This window comes from Algoriphagus yeomjeoni (assembly GCF_003259505.1).
Classification (GTDB): domain Bacteria; phylum Bacteroidota; class Bacteroidia; order Cytophagales; family Cyclobacteriaceae; genus Algoriphagus; species Algoriphagus yeomjeoni.
The window spans coordinates 92,642-110,281 of sequence record NZ_QLLK01000011.1 but is presented as its reverse complement, the minus strand read 5'-3'; the positions used below and the strand labels follow the sequence as shown (position 1 = coordinate 110,281).

The 17,640-nt window shown below is 41.1% G+C and carries 15 protein-coding genes and 1 tRNA gene; 10 read left to right on the top strand and 6 right to left on the bottom strand.

All coding sequences use genetic code 11. The features are described from left to right. Window positions 1–22: 22 nt before the first annotated feature. Window positions 23–562, top strand: a complete 540-nt coding sequence (locus LV83_RS17195; RefSeq protein ID WP_111612794.1) for an inorganic diphosphatase — start codon at window positions 23–25, stop codon at window positions 560–562. 311 nt (window positions 563–873) lie between these two features. Here LV83_RS17195 and LV83_RS17190 read toward each other — a convergent pair whose 3' ends face one another. Continuing rightward, window positions 874–1,248, bottom strand: a complete 375-nt coding sequence (locus tag LV83_RS17190) for a hypothetical protein (RefSeq protein ID WP_317046697.1) — start codon at window positions 1,246–1,248, stop codon at window positions 874–876. Between the two features lie 61 nt (window positions 1,249–1,309). Further along, window positions 1,310–1,915, bottom strand: coding sequence for an acyl carrier protein phosphodiesterase (locus LV83_RS17185; protein WP_111612792.1), 606 nt, complete (start codon window positions 1,913–1,915; stop codon window positions 1,310–1,312). A gap of 62 nt (window positions 1,916–1,977) precedes the next feature. On the opposite strand from LV83_RS17185, the gene LV83_RS17180 reads away from it, so the two are divergent. Further along, a complete protein-coding gene (locus tag LV83_RS17180) occupies window positions 1,978–3,906 on the top strand; it encodes an AAA domain-containing protein (RefSeq protein ID WP_111612791.1) in 1,929 nt (642 codons plus the stop codon). A 17-nt stretch (window positions 3,907–3,923) separates the two neighbouring features. On the opposite strand, the gene LV83_RS17175 is transcribed toward LV83_RS17180, so the two are convergent. Then, window positions 3,924–4,646 (bottom strand): endonuclease/exonuclease/phosphatase family protein, encoded by a 723-nt coding sequence (locus tag LV83_RS17175; RefSeq protein WP_245947084.1) that lies wholly within the window; start codon window positions 4,644–4,646, stop codon window positions 3,924–3,926. Window positions 4,647–4,663: 17 nt separating this feature from the next. Next, complete coding sequence (locus LV83_RS17170) at window positions 4,664–5,203, bottom strand: DUF4924 family protein (RefSeq protein ID WP_111612790.1); 540 nt, start codon at window positions 5,201–5,203, stop codon at window positions 4,664–4,666. Window positions 5,204–5,468: 265 nt separating this feature from the next. On the opposite strand from LV83_RS17170, the gene lepA reads away from it, so the two are divergent. The 6 genes from lepA (at window position 5,469) to LV83_RS17140 (ending at window position 12,341) form a co-directional block, all read left to right on the top strand. Next, complete coding sequence (gene lepA, locus LV83_RS17165; RefSeq protein WP_111612789.1) at window positions 5,469–7,262, top strand: translation elongation factor 4; 1,794 nt, start codon at window positions 5,469–5,471, stop codon at window positions 7,260–7,262. Window positions 7,263–7,367: 105 nt separating this feature from the next. Then, window positions 7,368–7,721, top strand: a complete 354-nt coding sequence (locus LV83_RS17160) for a four helix bundle protein (RefSeq protein WP_111612788.1) — start codon at window positions 7,368–7,370, stop codon at window positions 7,719–7,721. Between the two features lie 88 nt (window positions 7,722–7,809). Further along, window positions 7,810–8,691, top strand: coding sequence for a bifunctional 5,10-methylenetetrahydrofolate dehydrogenase/5,10-methenyltetrahydrofolate cyclohydrolase (locus LV83_RS17155; protein ID WP_111612827.1), 882 nt, complete (start codon window positions 7,810–7,812; stop codon window positions 8,689–8,691). An 81-nt stretch (window positions 8,692–8,772) separates the two neighbouring features. Beyond that, a tRNA-Leu gene (locus LV83_RS17150) sits at window positions 8,773–8,856 on the top strand. Window positions 8,857–9,224: 368 nt separating this feature from the next. Beyond that, window positions 9,225–9,767: a DsrE family protein gene (locus LV83_RS17145; protein WP_111612787.1), complete on the top strand. Its 543-nt coding sequence runs from the start codon at window positions 9,225–9,227 to the stop codon at window positions 9,765–9,767. Window positions 9,768–9,812: 45 nt separating this feature from the next. Then, entirely contained in the window at window positions 9,813–12,341 is a 2,529-nt protein-coding gene (locus LV83_RS17140) for a hybrid sensor histidine kinase/response regulator (protein WP_111612786.1), read from the top strand. On the opposite strand, the gene LV83_RS17135 is transcribed toward LV83_RS17140, so the two are convergent. Then, window positions 12,338–13,744: a sigma-54-dependent transcriptional regulator gene (locus LV83_RS17135; RefSeq protein ID WP_111612785.1), complete on the bottom strand. Its 1,407-nt coding sequence runs from the start codon at window positions 13,742–13,744 to the stop codon at window positions 12,338–12,340. The genes LV83_RS17140 and LV83_RS17135 overlap by 4 nt on opposite strands. Before the next feature lie 82 nt (window positions 13,745–13,826). Continuing rightward, complete coding sequence (locus LV83_RS17130) at window positions 13,827–14,144, bottom strand: hypothetical protein (protein ID WP_146613746.1); 318 nt, start codon at window positions 14,142–14,144, stop codon at window positions 13,827–13,829. Window positions 14,145–14,502: 358 nt separating this feature from the next. Between LV83_RS17130 and LV83_RS17125 the strand changes: the two genes are divergently transcribed. Together LV83_RS17125 and LV83_RS17120 are read left to right on the top strand one after the other, a co-directional pair. Further along, window positions 14,503–16,386 carry an amidophosphoribosyltransferase gene (locus LV83_RS17125; protein WP_111612783.1) on the top strand — a complete coding sequence of 628 codons (1,884 nt, stop codon included), beginning with the start codon at window positions 14,503–14,505 and terminating at the stop codon, window positions 16,384–16,386. A gap of 139 nt (window positions 16,387–16,525) precedes the next feature. Next, entirely contained in the window at window positions 16,526–17,578 is a 1,053-nt protein-coding gene (locus tag LV83_RS17120) for a M42 family metallopeptidase (protein WP_111612782.1), read from the top strand. Window positions 17,579–17,640: the final 62 nt, after the last annotated feature.

The window sequence follows — 17,640 nt, the reverse complement described above, 5'->3', positions numbered from 1 at the left end:
TTATTAACTAATTCAAGATATTATGATTAATCCCTGGCATGACGTCAACATCGGGAAAAATGCCCCTGAATTCGTAACAGGTGTAATTGAAATACCTAAGGGTAGCAAAGGTAAGTACGAGTTGGATAAAAAAACCGGTATGCTGATGCTTGACCGTGTGCTTTTCTCCGCGGTGCATTATCCAGCAAATTATGGATTCATTCCTCAGACTTTCTGCGAGGATCATGATCCCTTGGATATCCTTATAATTTCTCAGATTGATATTCCATCCATGTGTTTGGTTGAGGCCAAAGTGATTGGGGTAATGAGAATGATCGATGGTGGAGAGGCGGATGATAAGATCATCGCAGTAGCAGCTGGAGACCAGTCCGTGAACTATATTGATGATATTGATGATCTTCCACCACATTTGATGAAAGAAGTTCATCGATTCTTTGAGGATTATAAGAAGCTCGAGAACAAAGAAGTAAAAGTAGAAGACTTCCTTGGCAAAGAAGACGCCATGCGAATCATCAAAGAAAGTGTTGATTTGTATGATCAAAACTTTAGAACTAAACGATAAACTGAAAGCCTGAGATTGATCTCAGGCTTTTTTCGTTTAATTTTTTTTACCACAAAGCATGCAGAGGATTTCGCAGAGGGCGCAGCTTCTTTCGTTGTCCTGCTTCGTTTGTTGTCCTGCTTCTCCAGAAGCTGGACTTTTTTTTAACCGTTCCTGAGACACGAACGGAGGCATTTATTTATTACCAAAGGAGACACGAACGGAGGCGAAGATTTTACACTTCAGATTTCAGACTTCAGACTTTCCACTTACTACATTTTACCAAGTACCAGCATCGGTCATCCGACACCGGACACCGGTCACCAGACACATCACTTCTTCACCTTCTGCTTCCCAGCTTTTTTAGCTAAATACGCCACTAGATCTTGATAGGCTTCGTGCTCATGATTGGAAACTGAGATGGACTGATGATCCGAAAATGCAATAGTCACTTGACGGAATTCCTTTTTGTTCGCTTTCACAATTTCTTCTTCCCAAGCCAGAATCTGAGAAACAGGATAAGTTTTGCTGTATCCTCTTAAAGGTAATTTGACAATAATTTGATCCCTGCCTGCGGTGATAAACCGGTACCCTGCCAGCATTTTCACCAAGAGCATCAAAATCACCAAAGTGATAATAGAGCAGGCAATCAAATAATACCAGATCCCGAAACTCCCGGTGTAAGCGAAATCTCTGAGAATATACACTAAACCCGCAATTAGGATGAGTAATACTAGGCTTAATGAAATATATGTGGATACTTTTGGTTTAATGACCAGCATTGGAATGTTGAATTTCTAGTAATTTTTCTCGTGCAAAAGTCTCCAAATCCTTGAAGAAAGCGAAGAATATCACTGCAAATTCTGCTTCTTTTTCAATTAAGGAAAGATGTGCTACTTCCATTTTGGAAGGAAAGCGAGTTCTACGGGACATTCCGGTAAGCGTTTGTCGTATGCCATCCATATCTCTGTATTTCAACAACCAGTTATCTTTTTCCATCCATTCAAACATGTTAGCGAAGCGATCTGGGAAAAGCTGTCTGTGATGTTTCAAAGTAGAAAATGTATTCTGTGTAAAGTCTTGCAAAGGGATGTCAGAATACTTCTCCCAATTCTTCGCAAGAAAATGATCAAAGAAAATATCTGTGATGACCGTGGAATAATGCCTGAATTTGGGACGGAGATAGGTTTGTCCAGCTTTGACCAGCGGATGTGTGTCCGTATAGAGGTCAATAGCCCGATGTAACTTGATGCCATTTTGAACTTCCTGAGGAAAGGTATCCATCATCTTTCCCTTCACAAAATCCCCAATGAAATTCCCAACGAGCACCTCATCTTGACCAAAAGAAAGATAGGCATGAGCGAGGTAATTCATAGGATTAGCTTAGTTGGGAAAACTCGGGAGCTTTTCATTAGTTTCGTCTAAAATACGGATTGATGGACAAAGTCACTGAGGAATTAAAGAAAGGTCTGAAACTTTTGAAATTGGAATGGCAGGAAGATCTGGCCCAATACAAGCAGAAATTCCTGAATTCTTCTCTTGCAGATAAGAAAAAAGCCGGGATCACTTGGCACCCGATTCAATTGAAAAAGAGTAAAATCGGGATGGGTGAGCGCCTAATCGTAGAGGTGGAACGGGCTGATTCCAGTTATGCCTCGGCTTTTAACTCGGGTAAATCAGTTTCTTTCTTCAGTACGCATGAATATTACAACGCTACTGAGAATCGTGTGAATGGCGTCATAAATTTTGTCCGGCAAAACGTCATGGCTGTCACCCTACAGGCGGATGAACTTCCAGAATGGATGGATGGCAGCAAGTTGGGAGTTGATTTACTTTTTGATGAAGCAAGCTATAGGGAAATGGAATTTGCGATGAAGAAAGTGATTTCGGCTGAAAACAAACGAGTGGATGAGTTAAAGGATATTCTGCTTGGTGAAAAAATGCCACAGTTTTCTGAAAAGCAGATTCATGCAAAACCCAATCTCAATTTTTCCCAAAATCAAGCCTGCGAACTCATTGCAAATGCCAAAGATGTGGCGGTAGTTCACGGACCTCCGGGCACAGGAAAGACTACAACGCTGATCGAAGCAATTCAAGATTCAGTGATTGCTGGAGAATCGATTTTAGTTTGTGCTCCAAGTAATGCAGCAGTGGATCTATTGGTAGAAAAGCTAATTGACCGGGGAATAGAAACCTTACGTCTTGGTCATCCGGCTAGGGTGGAAGAAAGGATTCTGAATCAGACGTTGGATGCAAAAACAGTATTCCACACGAGTTACCGAGATCTGAAGAAGCTTCGTAAAGAAACCGATCAATACTTGAAACTTGCCAAGCAGTACAAGCGGAATTTTGGTCCTGAGGAAAGAGCACAAAGAAAGCTGATGTATGCGGAAGTCAGCCGATTAAGAGAAGCTTCCAAGTCGCTTGAGGAATACATACAATACGATATTTTTCAGAGGACAAAAGTTTTTGCCAGTACGCTTGTTGGGGCGTCTTCATACAATCTGAAAGGGATGGAGTTTGATGTGGTCTTTATAGATGAAGCTGCGCAGGGACTGGAAGCAGCAACTTGGATTCCGATTTTGAAGGCAAAGAAAGTAGTCTTTGCTGGTGATCACTGCCAGCTTCCACCTACGATCAAATCCTATCAATCGGCGAAGGATGGACTTGCGGAGACGCTTTTTGAAAAAGTGATTGCAAGAAAATCTCAAGCGGCGCAGATGCTGCAGGTGCAATACAGAATGCCTGAAGTAATTATGGGCTTTTCTAATGAGCAGTTTTATCAAGGGAAACTGATAGCTGACGAAAGTACTAAAGTTCATGTTTTTGCAGCTGAAGGAAATGTGATAGAATGGATCGATACGGCAGGGGCAGGTTTTACGGATCAAAAGGAAATGGAAAGCCTAAGTACCTTCAATCCCAAAGAAGCTGGATTTGCCTGTCGCTACCTGAATGAGTTGATCTTGAGAATCGGTATTGCCAATTTCAAGGAGAATCGATGGACAATTGGTCTGATAGCGCCCTATGGAGCACAGGTTCGCTTACTGCGAAGTATGATTTTTGATGGATTTGAGTATCCGAATGTAAGATCACTGGCTGAGTTGATCACTATTGATACGGTGGATGGTTTTCAGGGACAGGAACGAGATCTGATGATGATTTCCTTGACTCGGTCCAATGACTCGGGAGAGATTGGGTTCTTGGCCGATGAGCGAAGAATGAATGTGGCTTTGACCCGCGCGAAGCGCAAGTTGGTACTGATCGGTGATAGCAGCACCTTAGCTCAAAATCCATTTTTTGATCACTTACTTCAGTATGTTGAGAAGAATGAAGGGTATAGAAGTGTTTGGGAGTTTATGTCGTGAATTGAAAAATTTGAAAATTAAATATTGGAAAATTCACATTCCAGAGGAAGATGATCACTAAGTTTTAACCAATTTTCAACACTTCCGATTTCTAGTTTTTGAAGATTATTTCTGAAAGTAGAACTTCCGAAAATGTAATCGATATGATATGGCTTATTTAGATTTTTCTGAAAATAAAAAGTAGGATGGTTTTCATTTCCTTGAATTTGATTTCCATTGTAATGATATAAGCTTGTGATATTTAATTCTTCAAGCTCCCTTATCACTTCACTATGATTCCAAGCTCTTTTTGGTTTGTCCCAGATTGAATTGCTGTTGAAATCCCCGACGATTAAACAGTTTTTGAAATTTACTTTATGAAGTTGAAGGTATTTCCAAAATTGGCCGATATATCCAAAAGTTGGTGAGCTATTATAATGAGTCCAAACAGCAATTAGGTCGAATTCCGAATTTATCTGACAGGGTAAAAAATGCTTTATTGGATTTCCCTCGTATTCATTAGTCCAATTTAGAGGGGTGAGAGTTGTTTCAGTTTTTGCAAAGATTCCTAAACCTTTATGTTTAGTGTCCCCGATCCAGAGATAGTTTTTTGCCCATTCTGAATAAGCAGGGTGTTTTACTTCTGCTGGATTTTCACATTCTTGAATTACGTAGATATCAGCATCCAATTCATCTATAAAGTTGAATTTTCGCCTAAAAGCACCATTGCAATTCCATGTGACAATCTTCAAATTTTTCAATCTTCCAATTTTCCAATTTAGTTTTTCGATATCGTATTCTTCACTTTATAGTGATAGCTCAGCGTGCTGAGAATATCCCCATAAGCATCCGCGGATTTCAATTGTTCTTCAGATACTTTTTTGCCTAAAAGTCGACATAACAAAAGTCCGTAAACCCCATTCAGGCAGATTTGAATTTCATTTCCCAGATCTTGTCCTTCAGCCTGCATCACCGCCTCAATTATAAATGGCTTGGCTTTACCATAAGCTTCAAAGTAAGTTGGATCGGATTTGAGTAGATTCCAGTGAATGTGTGCCAGTTCAGAAACCAAGGTGTTTAATTCCTCCAAATGCCCCTTTTCCAGAATTTTCTGACCTTTCATTTTATCAAGCAATGCCAAATACCAATCTGATATTTCTGCTTTTTCCTCATCCGAAACCGGATATTTTTCAACAACAAAAGTTTTGATTTCTCCCCTATTTCCCTGGTAGGATCGGATCAAATCCTCCATTTGGTACATGTAAATAATGTATTCAGCGATGTTGTTTGACTTCTTGTTTTCGGCTACTGATTGCATGAGACTGGTTTTTGAAACTGCAATTTAGCACATACTATTGGTTCAAGACTTCAGTCTTGGACCCAAAAAACTGCAGTCTTCAGACTGCCAAGTAAGAATGGTTAGTTTCAATGTTCAAAGATGAGAATTTCAAAAGCAGTCTGAAGACTGCAGCAAGTTTGGGTACAAGTCATGAGCCTTGCACCACAGAATGTGCAGGTTAAACTTGATCATTGAGTTTGAAAATTCTCTTATCTCCTAGTTATTTACTATTTTTGCGCCCGAAATGGATATGAAAAAAATAAGGAATTTCTGTATCATCGCCCACATTGATCATGGGAAGAGTACATTGGCGGATCGATTACTGCAGGAAACTGATACGATCGCTGATCGTGACATGCAGAATCAGTTGTTGGATAATATGGATCTGGAGCGCGAGCGTGGTATCACGATCAAGTCTCATGCGATCCAAATGAAATATACTCATGAGGGTGAAGTTTATACACTTAACCTGATTGACACCCCTGGTCACGTGGATTTTTCCTATGAAGTTTCCCGATCCATTGCTGCCTGTGAAGGTGCTTTGCTGATCGTAGATGCTTCCCAAGGGATCGAAGCACAGACAATTTCCAATTTATACTTGGCGCTAGGTCACGATCTTGAAATCATACCCGTACTGAATAAAATTGACCTTCCTGGAGCAGATCCTGAAGCTGTTGCCGATGAGGTGATTGACTTAATAGGTTGCGATAGAGAGGATATTATTTTGGCCTCCGGCAAAACTGGTATTGGTGTCGACGATATTCTGAAGGCTGTAGTCAAAAGAATTCCTGCTCCAACTGGCGATCCTGAAGCTCCGCTTCAAGCGATGATTTTTGACTCGGTTTACAATCCATTCCGTGGAGTGGAAGTAATCTTTAGAATTTTCAACGGTACGTTCAGCAAAGGCGACAAAATCAAATTTGTCAATACCGGAAAAGAATACGAGGCAGATGAAATCGGAATTTTGGGTTTAAACCAAATTCCTCAACAAACCATGAGCGCCGGTAACGTAGGTTACCTGATCTCTGGGGTAAAAGTTGCCAAGGAAATCAAAGTGGGTGATACCATCACACACATCAAAAGACCTTGCGATAAAGCTATTCAGGGTTTTGAAAACGTAAAACCAATGGTGTTTGCAGGTATTTATCCTGTAGAGACTACGGATTACGAAGAACTGCGCTATTCTATGGAGAAGCTTCAGTTGAACGATGCTTCACTTGTTTGGGAACCTGAAACTTCCATGGCTTTGGGCTTTGGATTCCGTTGCGGATTCCTGGGAATGCTTCATATGGAAATCATCCAGGAGCGTTTGGAACGAGAATTTGATATGACTGTGATCACGACTGTGCCTTCGGTTCAGTTTAGAGCACTCATGACCAACGATACCGTACAACTCATTAATGCCCCATCCGATATGCCTGATCCTACTCGGATGAAGCACATCGAGGAGCCTTATGTGCGAGCGTCCATTATCACTGCCTCCGAATACGTAGGCGCTGTGATTACGCTCTGCATGGACAAACGTGGGCAGATTAAAAATCAGGTTTACCTGACTGCTGAGCGAGTGGAGTTGACTTTCGATATGCCGCTGGCAGAGATTGTCTTTGACTTCTTTGATAAATTAAAAACCATTTCCAGAGGTTATGCCTCGTTGGATTATGAGTTGAAAGGTTACCAGGTTTCGCATATGGTGAGACTTGACGTGATGCTAAACGGCGAGCCAGTCGATGCTTTGTCAGCAGTAGTTCACCGGGATAAAGCTTACGATTGGGGAAGGAGACTTTGTGAGAAACTCAAAGAACTGGTTCCTCGTCAGATGTTTGAAATTGCCATTCAGGCAGCTATCGGACAGAAAATCATCGCTAGAGAAACAGTGAAAGCAATGCGTAAAAACGTATTGGCGAAGTGTTACGGTGGTGATATTTCCCGTAAGCGCAAGCTCCTAGAAAAGCAGAAGAAAGGTAAAAAGCGAATGAGACAAGTCGGAAACGTCGAGGTACCTCAGGAGGCGTTTATGGCTGTACTCAAGCTTGATTAAGGTATTTACGAATTACGATTTTGGATTTACGAGATTTATAGCACTTCGCACCTCATTCTCCATAGTTACATTTTCTTATATTAATAGAATATAAAAGATGTAATTATGAAAAATGAAATGATCCGAAGGACAAAGCAATTTGCTATTGATGTTTGGAGATTGTGTTCAAAATTGCCTCATTCTAGAGAGTTTAATAGTTATGTGAATCAGTTAATAAGAAGTTCTAGTTCGGTTGCTGCTAATTATCGAGCAGTTTGCAGAGCTAAATCAAAAGCTGATTTTATTAATAAATTGAAAATAGTAGAGGAAGAAGCAGATGAAAGTCAGTTCTTTCTTGAAGTGATAGACGAAATAAATACTGATCTTGAATTATCACCCGAGATCAAGAGACTAATTAAAGAAGGAGATGAACTAGTTGCAATAGTTGTTGCCAGTATAAAAACATCAAGATCTTCTTAATCCATAATATAATTTGCGGTTGGTGTATAATAGCAGGATTGAAGTTCCAATTGACCCCGTAAATCGTAAATCAAAAATCGTAAATCAAATGATCTTAATCGACGGTAAAAAAACATCCACTGAAATCAAATCCGAAATCGCAACCCGTGTAGCGGAAATAAAAGCGGAAGGTGGTAAAATCCCTCATCTCGCTGCGATACTCGTGGGAAGTGATGGAGCTAGCCAGACCTATGTGAATGCAAAAGTAAAGGCATGCGGAGAATGTGGTTTTGAATCTACCTTGGTAAGACTGGAAGACAATGTCTCAGAAGAAGAATTGTTGAGAGTAGTGGAAGATATCAATAGCAATCCTTCTATAGATGGGTTGATCGTGCAGCTTCCTCTTCCAAAGCATATTTCTGTCGAGAAAGTGACCGATAAGATCAAGCCTGAGAAAGACGTGGATGGGTTTACTCCTGCAAACGTTGGTCGTATGGCACTCAATTGGCCAGCTTACGTAGCTGCAACTCCTTACGGAATTGTAGAGCTTCTGAAGAGATATGAAATTGAAACTTCAGGTAAGCATTGCGTGGTGATCGGGAGATCACACATCGTAGGAAGCCCCATGAGTATTCTGATGGCTAGAAATGGCTATCCTGGAAATGCCACTGTTACTTTGACGCATAGCCGAACCAAGAATTTGGAAGAAATCGCCAAAACTGCTGATATCCTGATTGTGGCTTTGGGCAAACCTCATTTCGTGACCAAAGACATGGTGAAACCAGGAGCTGTGGTAATCGATGTGGGAATCCACAGAATTGAAGATGCGAGCAAGAAGTCAGGTTTCAGATTGGTAGGGGATGTGAAGTTTGAGGAAGTTTCAGAAATAGCTTCAGCGATCACTCCAGTGCCAGGTGGAGTAGGGCCGATGACGATTGCCTCCTTGCTTTATAATACGCTTTTGGCGGCTGAGAAGAAAGTTTACGGGTAATACCCAAGAAAATAACTGTAAAAGGTTAGCATCGGGTTTGCATGGAATAGGCAAGTCTGGTACTTTTGCAGACTGTTAACCGCGCACGTGGTGAAACTGGTAGACACGCCAGCTTGAGGGGCTGGTGCTTTAAGTAGTGTGGAAGTTCGAATCTTCTCGTGCGCACAATCAAAGCCTTGATCGTTTATTCGGTTGAGGCTTTTTTTATTGACGATTTGGGAAGTACGTCCCGGTGGCTATCGGGATACGAGGTTTCTGATGAGCTTTGAGGTTTTTTCGAACCTCGAAGGTCTTTTTTTAACCGCAGTGGACGCGGAGTTTGACGCAGAGGGCTCAGAGTGAAAGTTGTCCTGCTTCTCCAGAAGCTGGACTTGGTTGAATGCTCTAGCGCCTCGTTTTTTATTTTCACAAATCGTAATGGATTTTTTCATTACTGATCGTGATAAAAGAACGGTTTGAAATTGACTTTTTTCCACCATCGGCATCTCTCCTCCCCAATATTTTTCCTACATTTTCAGCCTAATAATACATCTATGACTCGATTATTCGCTTCGGCTTTCTTCTGCTTTGCTTTTTTTGCTACTCAGTTTTCATTTGCTCAAGAAGCGCAATTCCCGTTAGTGAAGGGATTTGGTGGGATCTATGAAGTTCCTGAGGCAACCGAAAGGCCAGATGGAAGTTTAGATTATTACATCCTAATCGATATGACTACCGGAGCAGACGATAATGCCAAAATAAGTCGATGGGTGGACAATATTGCCAGGATGATGAATCTTCATGGCCTTGCGGGTGTTACGCAGGATCGCATGCATGTAAAAGTTGTGATTCACGGAGGTGCTATCGCCACCGTTATGAATAATGAAGCATATCAGAAGCGGTATAATTCTGATAATCCGAATATTCCGGTGTTCAAAGCTTTGGAAGAGGCAGGGGCGGAAATATTGGTTTGTGGACAGTCGCTGCGAGCCAGAAATCTGCAAAAATCTGATTTATATGAAGGGGTGAATGTAGCCTTATCAGCTATGACTACAGTGACTACTTATGCTCCAAAAGGCTACACAATCTTAAAATTTTAATCCCCAATTGGAATAATTATTGGTTCATGGGGTAAAGTGTTTTTAATGAATAAGAAATCCCCTAGTTCCAATACTGCTGGGAAAGTCGTTACTGGCTTTTTCATAGCCGCTATTTTCCTGATTGGAATGGCAGGGTTGACGTATTATACTCAGAATAGGCTCCTTGAAACCATGAAGGAGCTTGCCGAGCCCAATCAAAAACAGAACCTGCTTAATAATCTCCAATCTGAGATTATCCAAATCACCCAAATGGATCATTCTACAGTTGATCAGGACTTTAGGGTTCAGGATTCAAGTGTGATTTCGCTCAAGCTTAAGCTTCAGGAATTAGCCTTATTGGCTGAAGACTCCTTAGAAAATAGCTATATACAAAGCGTAAAAACTAATCTGGATACCCTTATTCTGGGTTATGTCAACCTGTATGAGGTGAAGACAAGTTTGGCAAATAGAAATTTCACCCAAGAAGCCCTGAACAAAGTAGAGTTGGGAATCAGAAGGCGAGCGGCGAGTCTGGAGCAAAAACCCATAGAAAAGATCAATCCAAAAGCCTCTTTGTTCAATGAGCTGGAGGAAGAGATATCTTCTCGCCAAGAGGCAAAGACGGGCAAAGTTCAGCAGAAGACCATCATTGCCACAGAGGACGATAAATCCATTGCCTTCCTACGTGATTTACAAAAGCAAAACTTCAAAGATTCCAATATGCCTGAAGGGCAAACTCTAGATAGTGTTCTTTACAGCATCAAAGGAGTGATCAACAGGGTCAATCGGGAGGAATCATTTCAGCGGCAGAAACTGGCAAAAATGGAATCTGATATTTCCGCCAGCCAAAGTAAAATAATCAACACGATTCAAAGTTTGGTAAGTACGCTACAGCAGCGAGCAATCGAGAAATCAGATCGCCAAAACGATTCTGCCTATCAGCTCACCTATGACATGACCTATTTCCTGATCTTGATCGTAGTTTTGGCAGTGATAGGCGCGGCGGTTATGGTTTATTCGATTTTGAAGGAGATCCAAGTGACCAGGAAGTATCAGGAGAATCTAGAAATCTCCCGGCAGAAATCAGAGCAATTGGCTAGATCAAAGCAGGAGTTTTTGGCGAATATGAGTCATGAGATTAGAAATCCTCTGCATGTCATACAGGGGTACAGATCTGTTTTGGAAAAATCAGAACTAAACTCTAGTCAGCAATCACACCTCCGAATGATTGGTTTTGCCTCGGATACGTTAATGGAAATCGTCGATGAGGTACTCGACTTTTCAAAGCTGGAAGCAGGCAAGTTGAAGCTGGAAGCTCATCCATTTGATCCAGAATCACTCTTCTCTTCCTTGCAAAGTTTCTTTGAATTGCAGGCTGGGGAAAAGAAAGTTGATTTTGAATGGACTTTGGATCTGCCAGAAGATAAATGGCTGATTGGTGATCAGCTTCGACTGAAGCAAATACTGAATAACCTGCTGAGCAATGCCTTTAAATTCACTTCGGAAGGCTCGATCTGTGTAAATGTGGGGTGGGTAAAAAATGTACTGACTGTGGAGATTAAGGACACGGGTATTGGAATGTCTCCAGCTGTACTTGAGAAGGTGTTTATGGAATTTGACCAAGCGGATACCTCGATCTCCCGAAAATATGGTGGAACAGGACTCGGATTGGCCATAGTTCAGCGCTTGGTATATCTGATGGGAGGAGAGATGACCGCCAAAAGTGTGGAGGGTGAAGGGACTGATATGTTGGTGAGTTTACCTATGGTAGCTACAGAAGCTCAACGAGCGGAGTTTAACCCAGATGAAATTGCAACCATCGATCTTTCTGGGCTGAAGATTCTTCTGGTAGATGACGATAAGGTGGGGATAAGGTATTTGGAGACTATCCTAAGTTACTTTGGAGCTTCGATTATCGCATATCCTGGTGGAGTGAATTTCCGTGATGAGTTTGTTGCAGTCGATTTTGATTTGGCGATTTTGGATATTCAAATGCCTGAATTTTCAGGATTTGATGTGGTGGCAAAACTTCGATCTATCGAAAAGTATAAAGAAATTCCTATCCTCGCGATGACTGCGAATGTCTTTGTGGAGGAGCGCGATAAAATGATGGAAAGCGGCTTTTCTGAGATTATTTTCAAGCCCTTCCAGGAGCGAGTATTGATCGAATGTTTAGGCAAGTTTTTTCCAGATCACGTTGTGAAAAACTCTCCTTTAAGTCATAAAATCAGCGAGTCGGATAATAGCCTTTTTCAATTAAAAGATTTAGCCAGGTTCTGTATGGGCGATGAGTTATTGCTCCAAGATATTGTGCGTGAATTAGTTGTAGAGACTAAAAAGGATCTCAACAAATTGAAAAAGGCTCGATTGAAAGATGATTATGATCAGATTTTAGAGATCTGCCATCAGTTGGGGAGCCGCCTTGGTCAGATAAAAAGTACTGCAGGCCATACTGCCAGAAAGGTGGAGAACAGTTTGAAAATAGGAAACAAAAATGGTCTCGGTGATACCCTAAATCAGCTGGATGAAGAAATTAATATCCTGCTATCAGCGCTTTCCGAGACCATTGAAAAAACAGCGGATTTACCTAGTTAATCCAATCCGTATTTTTCCATTTTGCTATAAAGGGTCTTACGATCCATATTTAAAATCCGGGCAGTTTTGGACTTGTTAAACTTGGTGTCCATCAGTACTTTTTGAATCAATTCCTTCTCCTGCTCTATCCACTGGGATTTGTAATCCTTCGGAGAAAGCATGTCAGTTTTGCTTGTTATTGAGGAATAGCTTCCGTTTGACCCAACCAAACTGATAGATGGCTCATATAAGTCTGCAGGCAAGGATTCTTTCTCTACATGAGATCCTGAAGTCAAAAGAACCGCCCGTTTGATGATATTTCGCAATTCCCGTAAGTTGCCTGGCCAGTCATACCCAAGGAAAATCTCCCAAACTTCCGGAGAAAATCCCTTGACATTTTTGCCTAGCCGCTCATTACTTTCTTCTAAGAATTGATCTGCGAAATCTTCTAAATCTTCTTTTTTACTGCGGAGAGGGATGGCACTGAGGGTAAATTCATTGAGTCTGTGGTACAGATCCTCACGGAAATGTCCATCTCCAGCCTGCAATATCAGGTTGTCATTGGTGGCAGCAATAATTCGTACATCTATCTGAATTTCTTTATTGCCTCCGATTTTCCGGATTGTTCTTTCTTGAATCGCTCTCAGTAATTGGATTTGTACCTCATAGCTAAGGTTTCCGATTTCGTCAAGGAAGATGGTGCCACCATTGGCCATCTCGAAATGCCCCGTTTTGTTTTCTAAAGCTCCCGTAAAGGCACCCTTTACATGGCCAAAAAGTTCACTACCAGCTAGTTCTTTGGGCAAAGCCCCGCAGTCAATTGCAATGAAAGCCCCATCTTTTCTGGTAGAGAAATCATGAATTCTTCTTGAAATAAATTCCTTTCCTGTTCCCGTTTCCCCTAGTACCAGTACGCTCAAGTCTGTTGGTGCGACTAGTTGGATATGCTTTTCAAGTTTTTCTGCCTCAGCAGAACTGCCAACAACATAGCTACTGTTCACCTTGTTTTTGGCTGATGAACTTAAGGGAGCTGTTATGGTGTCCGAAGAAATAGGGTCAGGTATTTTGGCGGAAAGAGATTCCTTTACAGTTGCCAAAAGCTCATCAGGATTGATCGGCTTGGTAATGTACTCGAAGGCTCCCAGTTTCATCGCTTTAATTGCAATTCGTATATCGGAATAGTGAGTGATCAGGATCACCTGGGTTTGAGGATAATTGCTTTTGGACCATTGCAGCAATTCCATGCCGGTGCCGTCCGGTAATCTGAAGTCGGCAATGATCAAATCAAACTTAGAGTTGCTAAATAATTGCTGGGCTTCCTTGACTTTGACAGCAGTCTGAATGATGAATCCATTTTTCTCCAAAAAGGTCTTGACGATCCTGGAATAAGTCAGATCATCTTCTACTAATAATATACGCTTCATGAATATCTTTCTTTGTAGAGCTAGTTAACAAAAAAAGCACCAGACAAGTGCCCGGTGCTTTTTAACTTTAGGGTTTAAGCAACTAGTCTTTTATTTCATTTCCTTCTTCGTCATATTTTTTGGTCAGTTTTTCTTCTGTACCATTATCAAATACAACTTCGAAATGTGTAGTGCCATCTACCTTGCTTACTTTAAAAGCTTCAGCAATCACTAAGGCTTTTACTTCTTCATTAGCAGCTATGGAAGCTTTTATTGGATCAGGAAGTGCATCGGTTTCGATTTTCACCTTCTCTTGCTGGATTTCCATTTTGGTAGTAGCATTCAAGGTTGTGGTACTCACTGGTGAAGCCATGGCAATTCCAGCAAATAACATAGCGGACATAAAAAGAACTTTTTTCATGATAATAGTTGGTTTAGGTAATTTTAATTAATCTGTTGTTAGAGTCCGGACTCTTAAATCCAAAACCTATGTTTTGAATCTTTTAGACTAGATGCAGAGGGTATGCCAATTAGTGAAAATGCGGTTTAGAGCAATTTGTTGATAAAAATCAAAAGTTATTTTGTAGAAAAAAGCCTCAGATTGTTCTTAAGAAATCTAAAAACACCCAATAAAACATAGGCTATCTCAGCTATTTCGCAGCTTATTCTGAATGGACAGATTTGACAGAATATATAATCTTGAAACCGAACTTTTTTGAGGGAAAATTCTTTTAAAAACTAGTAACTTTGATTCTTCAAAATAACATTTGCCATACTCTATGAGTGACGCCATCAAACACGAATGCGGCATAGCAATGATTAGATTGCGAAAACCTGCCCAATATTACATTGATAAGTACGGGACAGCCGCTTTTGCTTCTAACAGATTGTATGTCCTGATGCAAAAACAAATCAATAGAGGTCAGGATGGTGCTGGAGTCGCTAATGTCAAAATTGACACCAAGCCTGGGACTAGATATATCAGTAGATATAGATCAATTGAGCCTTCAGCAGTTAATTACATCTTTGATAAAATCAACCGCAAGTACAAGAAAGCAAAGAAAATCGGAGGTCATGATGCATTGACTGACGGAAACTGGTTGAAAGAAAACATTGCGTTTACTGGAGAAGTTTGGCTAGGGCACCTGAGATACGGAACGCATGGTGAAAATTCCATAGAGACTTGTCATCCTTTCTTAAAGCAAAACAACTGGAGAAGCCGTAATCTAGTAATGGCCGGTAACTTCAATATGACAAACGTGGAAGAGCTTTTTGATAAGCTTGTTCAGCTAGGTCAGCACCCAAAGGAAAAAACTGATACTGTCACAGTGATGGAGAAAATCGGTCACTTCCTTGACGAAGAAAATCAACGAATTTTTGATAAATACAAGCACCAATTCTCCAATGAGCAGATCACCCAATTGATCGAGAATGAATTGGACATGGCTAGAATCCTGAGAAGATCGTGTAGAGATTTTGATGGTGGGTATGCTATGGCTGGAATTGTGGGAAATGGTTCAGCTTTCGTGGTGAGAGATCCTTCAGGCATTCGTCCAGCTTATTATTACGCAGATGATGAGGTGATCGTAGTTGCCTCTGAAAAGCCGGCGATCAAATCTGCATTCAACATTAATTTCAATTCCATCAAGGAGATTCAGCCAGGGCATGCTTTGGTAATCAATAAGGATGGATCTTTTGCAGAATCTGAAATTATGCCTGCAAGGGAAAAGAAATCCTGTTCTTTTGAGCGAATCTATTTTTCCAGAGGAACTGATCCAAATATCTATCAGGAGCGAAAAAATCTAGGTAAGGCTTTAATTCCTCAGATCTTGAAAGCGATTGATTTCGATCTGAAAAACACCGTGTTTTCATACATTCCAAATACCGCTGAAACGGCATTTCTTGGAATGATCGAAGGCCTGGAGGATTACTTGGCAGCCAAAAGAAGAGAAGTCTTCGTGGACGGCAAACCGCACATGGGGGATCTTGACGAGCTATTGAATTTCCGCCCAAGAGTAGAAAAGCTTGTCAGCAAAGATGTGAAGTTGCGGACTTTTATCACCAACGATGAAGACCGTGATACCATAGTCGCAAATGTGTACGACACCACTTATGAAGTGATTAAGTCAGGCATAGATACACTTGTGGTAATTGATGATAGTATCGTAAGAGGTACTACGCTGGAAAAGAGCATACTTACCACTCTTGATAAGTTGAGTCCTAAGCGAATTATTATAGTTTCTTCAGCTCCGCAAATTAGATTCCCTGATTGTTATGGAATCGACATGTCGAAGATGAAGGAATTCATTGCTTTCAGAGCTGCTTTAGCTTTGATCAAGGAGAGGAAAATTGAGAACACCTTGGATCAAGTTTATGATGCTTGTAATGCACATCCTTATTCAACAGAGAATTTTGTGAAAGGTGTGTATAGCTCATTTACTGATGATGAGATTTCTGAGAAAATCTCTGAGATTGTAACCAATGATGATATCAAAGCTGAAGTGAAAGTAATTTATCAGACAGTTGATAATCTTCACAAATGCTGTCCAGACCATCTTGGCGACTGGTATTTCACAGGGGATTATCCTACTACAGGCGGGATGAGAGTTGTCAACAGATCTTTTGCGAACTTCATGGAAGGCAAGACTGTAAGAGCTTATTAATACATTTTAATTGGTTTGTGATGCTCCAAAAAGAGTAAAGCAAATCATAGTTAAGGCACAGAGAAGTTATTCTTTGTGCCTTTTTCACTTTCAAGACAGTTCAAATTATTAATTTCACCTAATTAGAAAAAAATAGAAAATGAACATTAACGTAGCCCTTCTTAAGGAAATCTGTGAAATCGCCGGAGCACCAGGTTTTGAGAAAAGAGTAAGAGATTTAGTGATTGATTTGGTCACTCCACTAGCCGATGAAGTCAAAGTTGATAATATCGGGAATGTAATTGCCGTCAAGAAAGGCAAGAGAAATCCTGACGGAAAGCGGGTAATGATCGCCGCACACATGGACGAGATAGGTTTTATCGTCACACATATTGATGACAATGGCTTTTTGAGATTTCATACCTTGGGTGGGTTTGACCCTAAGACTTTGACCGCGCAGCGCGTGATCGTTCATGGTAAAAAGGATCTGGTAGGCGTGATGGGAAGTAAGCCGATCCACGTGATGTCTGCTGAGGAGCGTACCAAACTTCCAAAGACAACAGATTTTTTCATCGATCTGGGAATGTCTAAAGAGGAAGTGGAAAAATACATCACTGTAGGAGATCCAGTGACCCGAGATAGGGAATTGATCGAAATGGGTGATTGTGTAAATTGTAAATCCATCGATAATCGGGTGGCAGTTTTTATTCTAATTGAAGCCCTTAAGCAACTTGAAAACCCTGCTTATGACGTCTACGCTACTTTCACCGTACAGGAAGAGGTTGGTCTGAGAGGAGCAAATGTAGCTGCTCACGGCATTAATCCGGATTTTGGAATTGCGCTGGATACCACGATTGCCTTTGATGTGCCTGGAGCACAGGCTCACGAAAAAGTAACAGAACTCGGTAAGGGGACGGCCATAAAAATTATGGATGCGATGACGATCTGTGATTACCGCATGGTGGAATTTATGAAGCAAACTGCTGATAATGCAGCGATTTCCTGGCAGCCGGAGATACTTGTGGCTGGAGGAACCGACACAGCGGGAGTTCAGCGAATGGGTAAGCAAGGCGCTATAGCTGGAGCTATTTCCATTCCTACCCGACACCTACATCAGGTTATTGAGATGGCTCATAAGCAAGATATAGCAGACTCAATAGCGTTGTTGAAAACCTGTTTAGAAGAGATAGATCAGTACGACTGGAAGCACTAATCGAATATGAGCCTTTTGGGAAATCACCTCCAAAAGGCTCTTTTGTTTTGAATTTTACAGAT

Excerpts from the sequence above, each read along its gene's own strand:
- LV83_RS17195 (WP_111612794.1), top strand. The coding sequence starts at position 23 with ATGATTAATCCCTGGCATGACGTCAACATCGGGAAAAATGCCCCTGAA.
- LV83_RS17185 (WP_111612792.1), bottom strand. The coding sequence starts at position 1,915 with ATGAATTACCTCGCTCATGCCTATCTTTCTTTTGGTCAAGATGAGGTG.
- LV83_RS17180 (WP_111612791.1), top strand. The coding sequence starts at position 1,978 with ATGGACAAAGTCACTGAGGAATTAAAGAAAGGTCTGAAACTTTTGAAA.
- LV83_RS17170 (WP_111612790.1), bottom strand. The coding sequence starts at position 5,203 with ATGCAATCAGTAGCCGAAAACAAGAAGTCAAACAACATCGCTGAATAC.
- lepA (WP_111612789.1), top strand. The coding sequence starts at position 5,469 with ATGGATATGAAAAAAATAAGGAATTTCTGTATCATCGCCCACATTGAT.
- LV83_RS17160 (WP_111612788.1), top strand. The coding sequence starts at position 7,368 with ATGAAAAATGAAATGATCCGAAGGACAAAGCAATTTGCTATTGATGTT.
- LV83_RS17155 (WP_111612827.1), top strand. The coding sequence starts at position 7,810 with ATGATCTTAATCGACGGTAAAAAAACATCCACTGAAATCAAATCCGAA.
- LV83_RS17145 (WP_111612787.1), top strand. The coding sequence starts at position 9,225 with ATGACTCGATTATTCGCTTCGGCTTTCTTCTGCTTTGCTTTTTTTGCT.
- LV83_RS17140 (WP_111612786.1), top strand. The coding sequence starts at position 9,813 with ATGAATAAGAAATCCCCTAGTTCCAATACTGCTGGGAAAGTCGTTACT.
- LV83_RS17135 (WP_111612785.1), bottom strand. The coding sequence starts at position 13,744 with ATGAAGCGTATATTATTAGTAGAAGATGATCTGACTTATTCCAGGATC.
- LV83_RS17130 (WP_146613746.1), bottom strand. The coding sequence starts at position 14,144 with ATGAAAAAAGTTCTTTTTATGTCCGCTATGTTATTTGCTGGAATTGCC.
- LV83_RS17125 (WP_111612783.1), top strand. The coding sequence starts at position 14,503 with ATGAGTGACGCCATCAAACACGAATGCGGCATAGCAATGATTAGATTG.
- LV83_RS17120 (WP_111612782.1), top strand. The coding sequence starts at position 16,526 with ATGAACATTAACGTAGCCCTTCTTAAGGAAATCTGTGAAATCGCCGGA.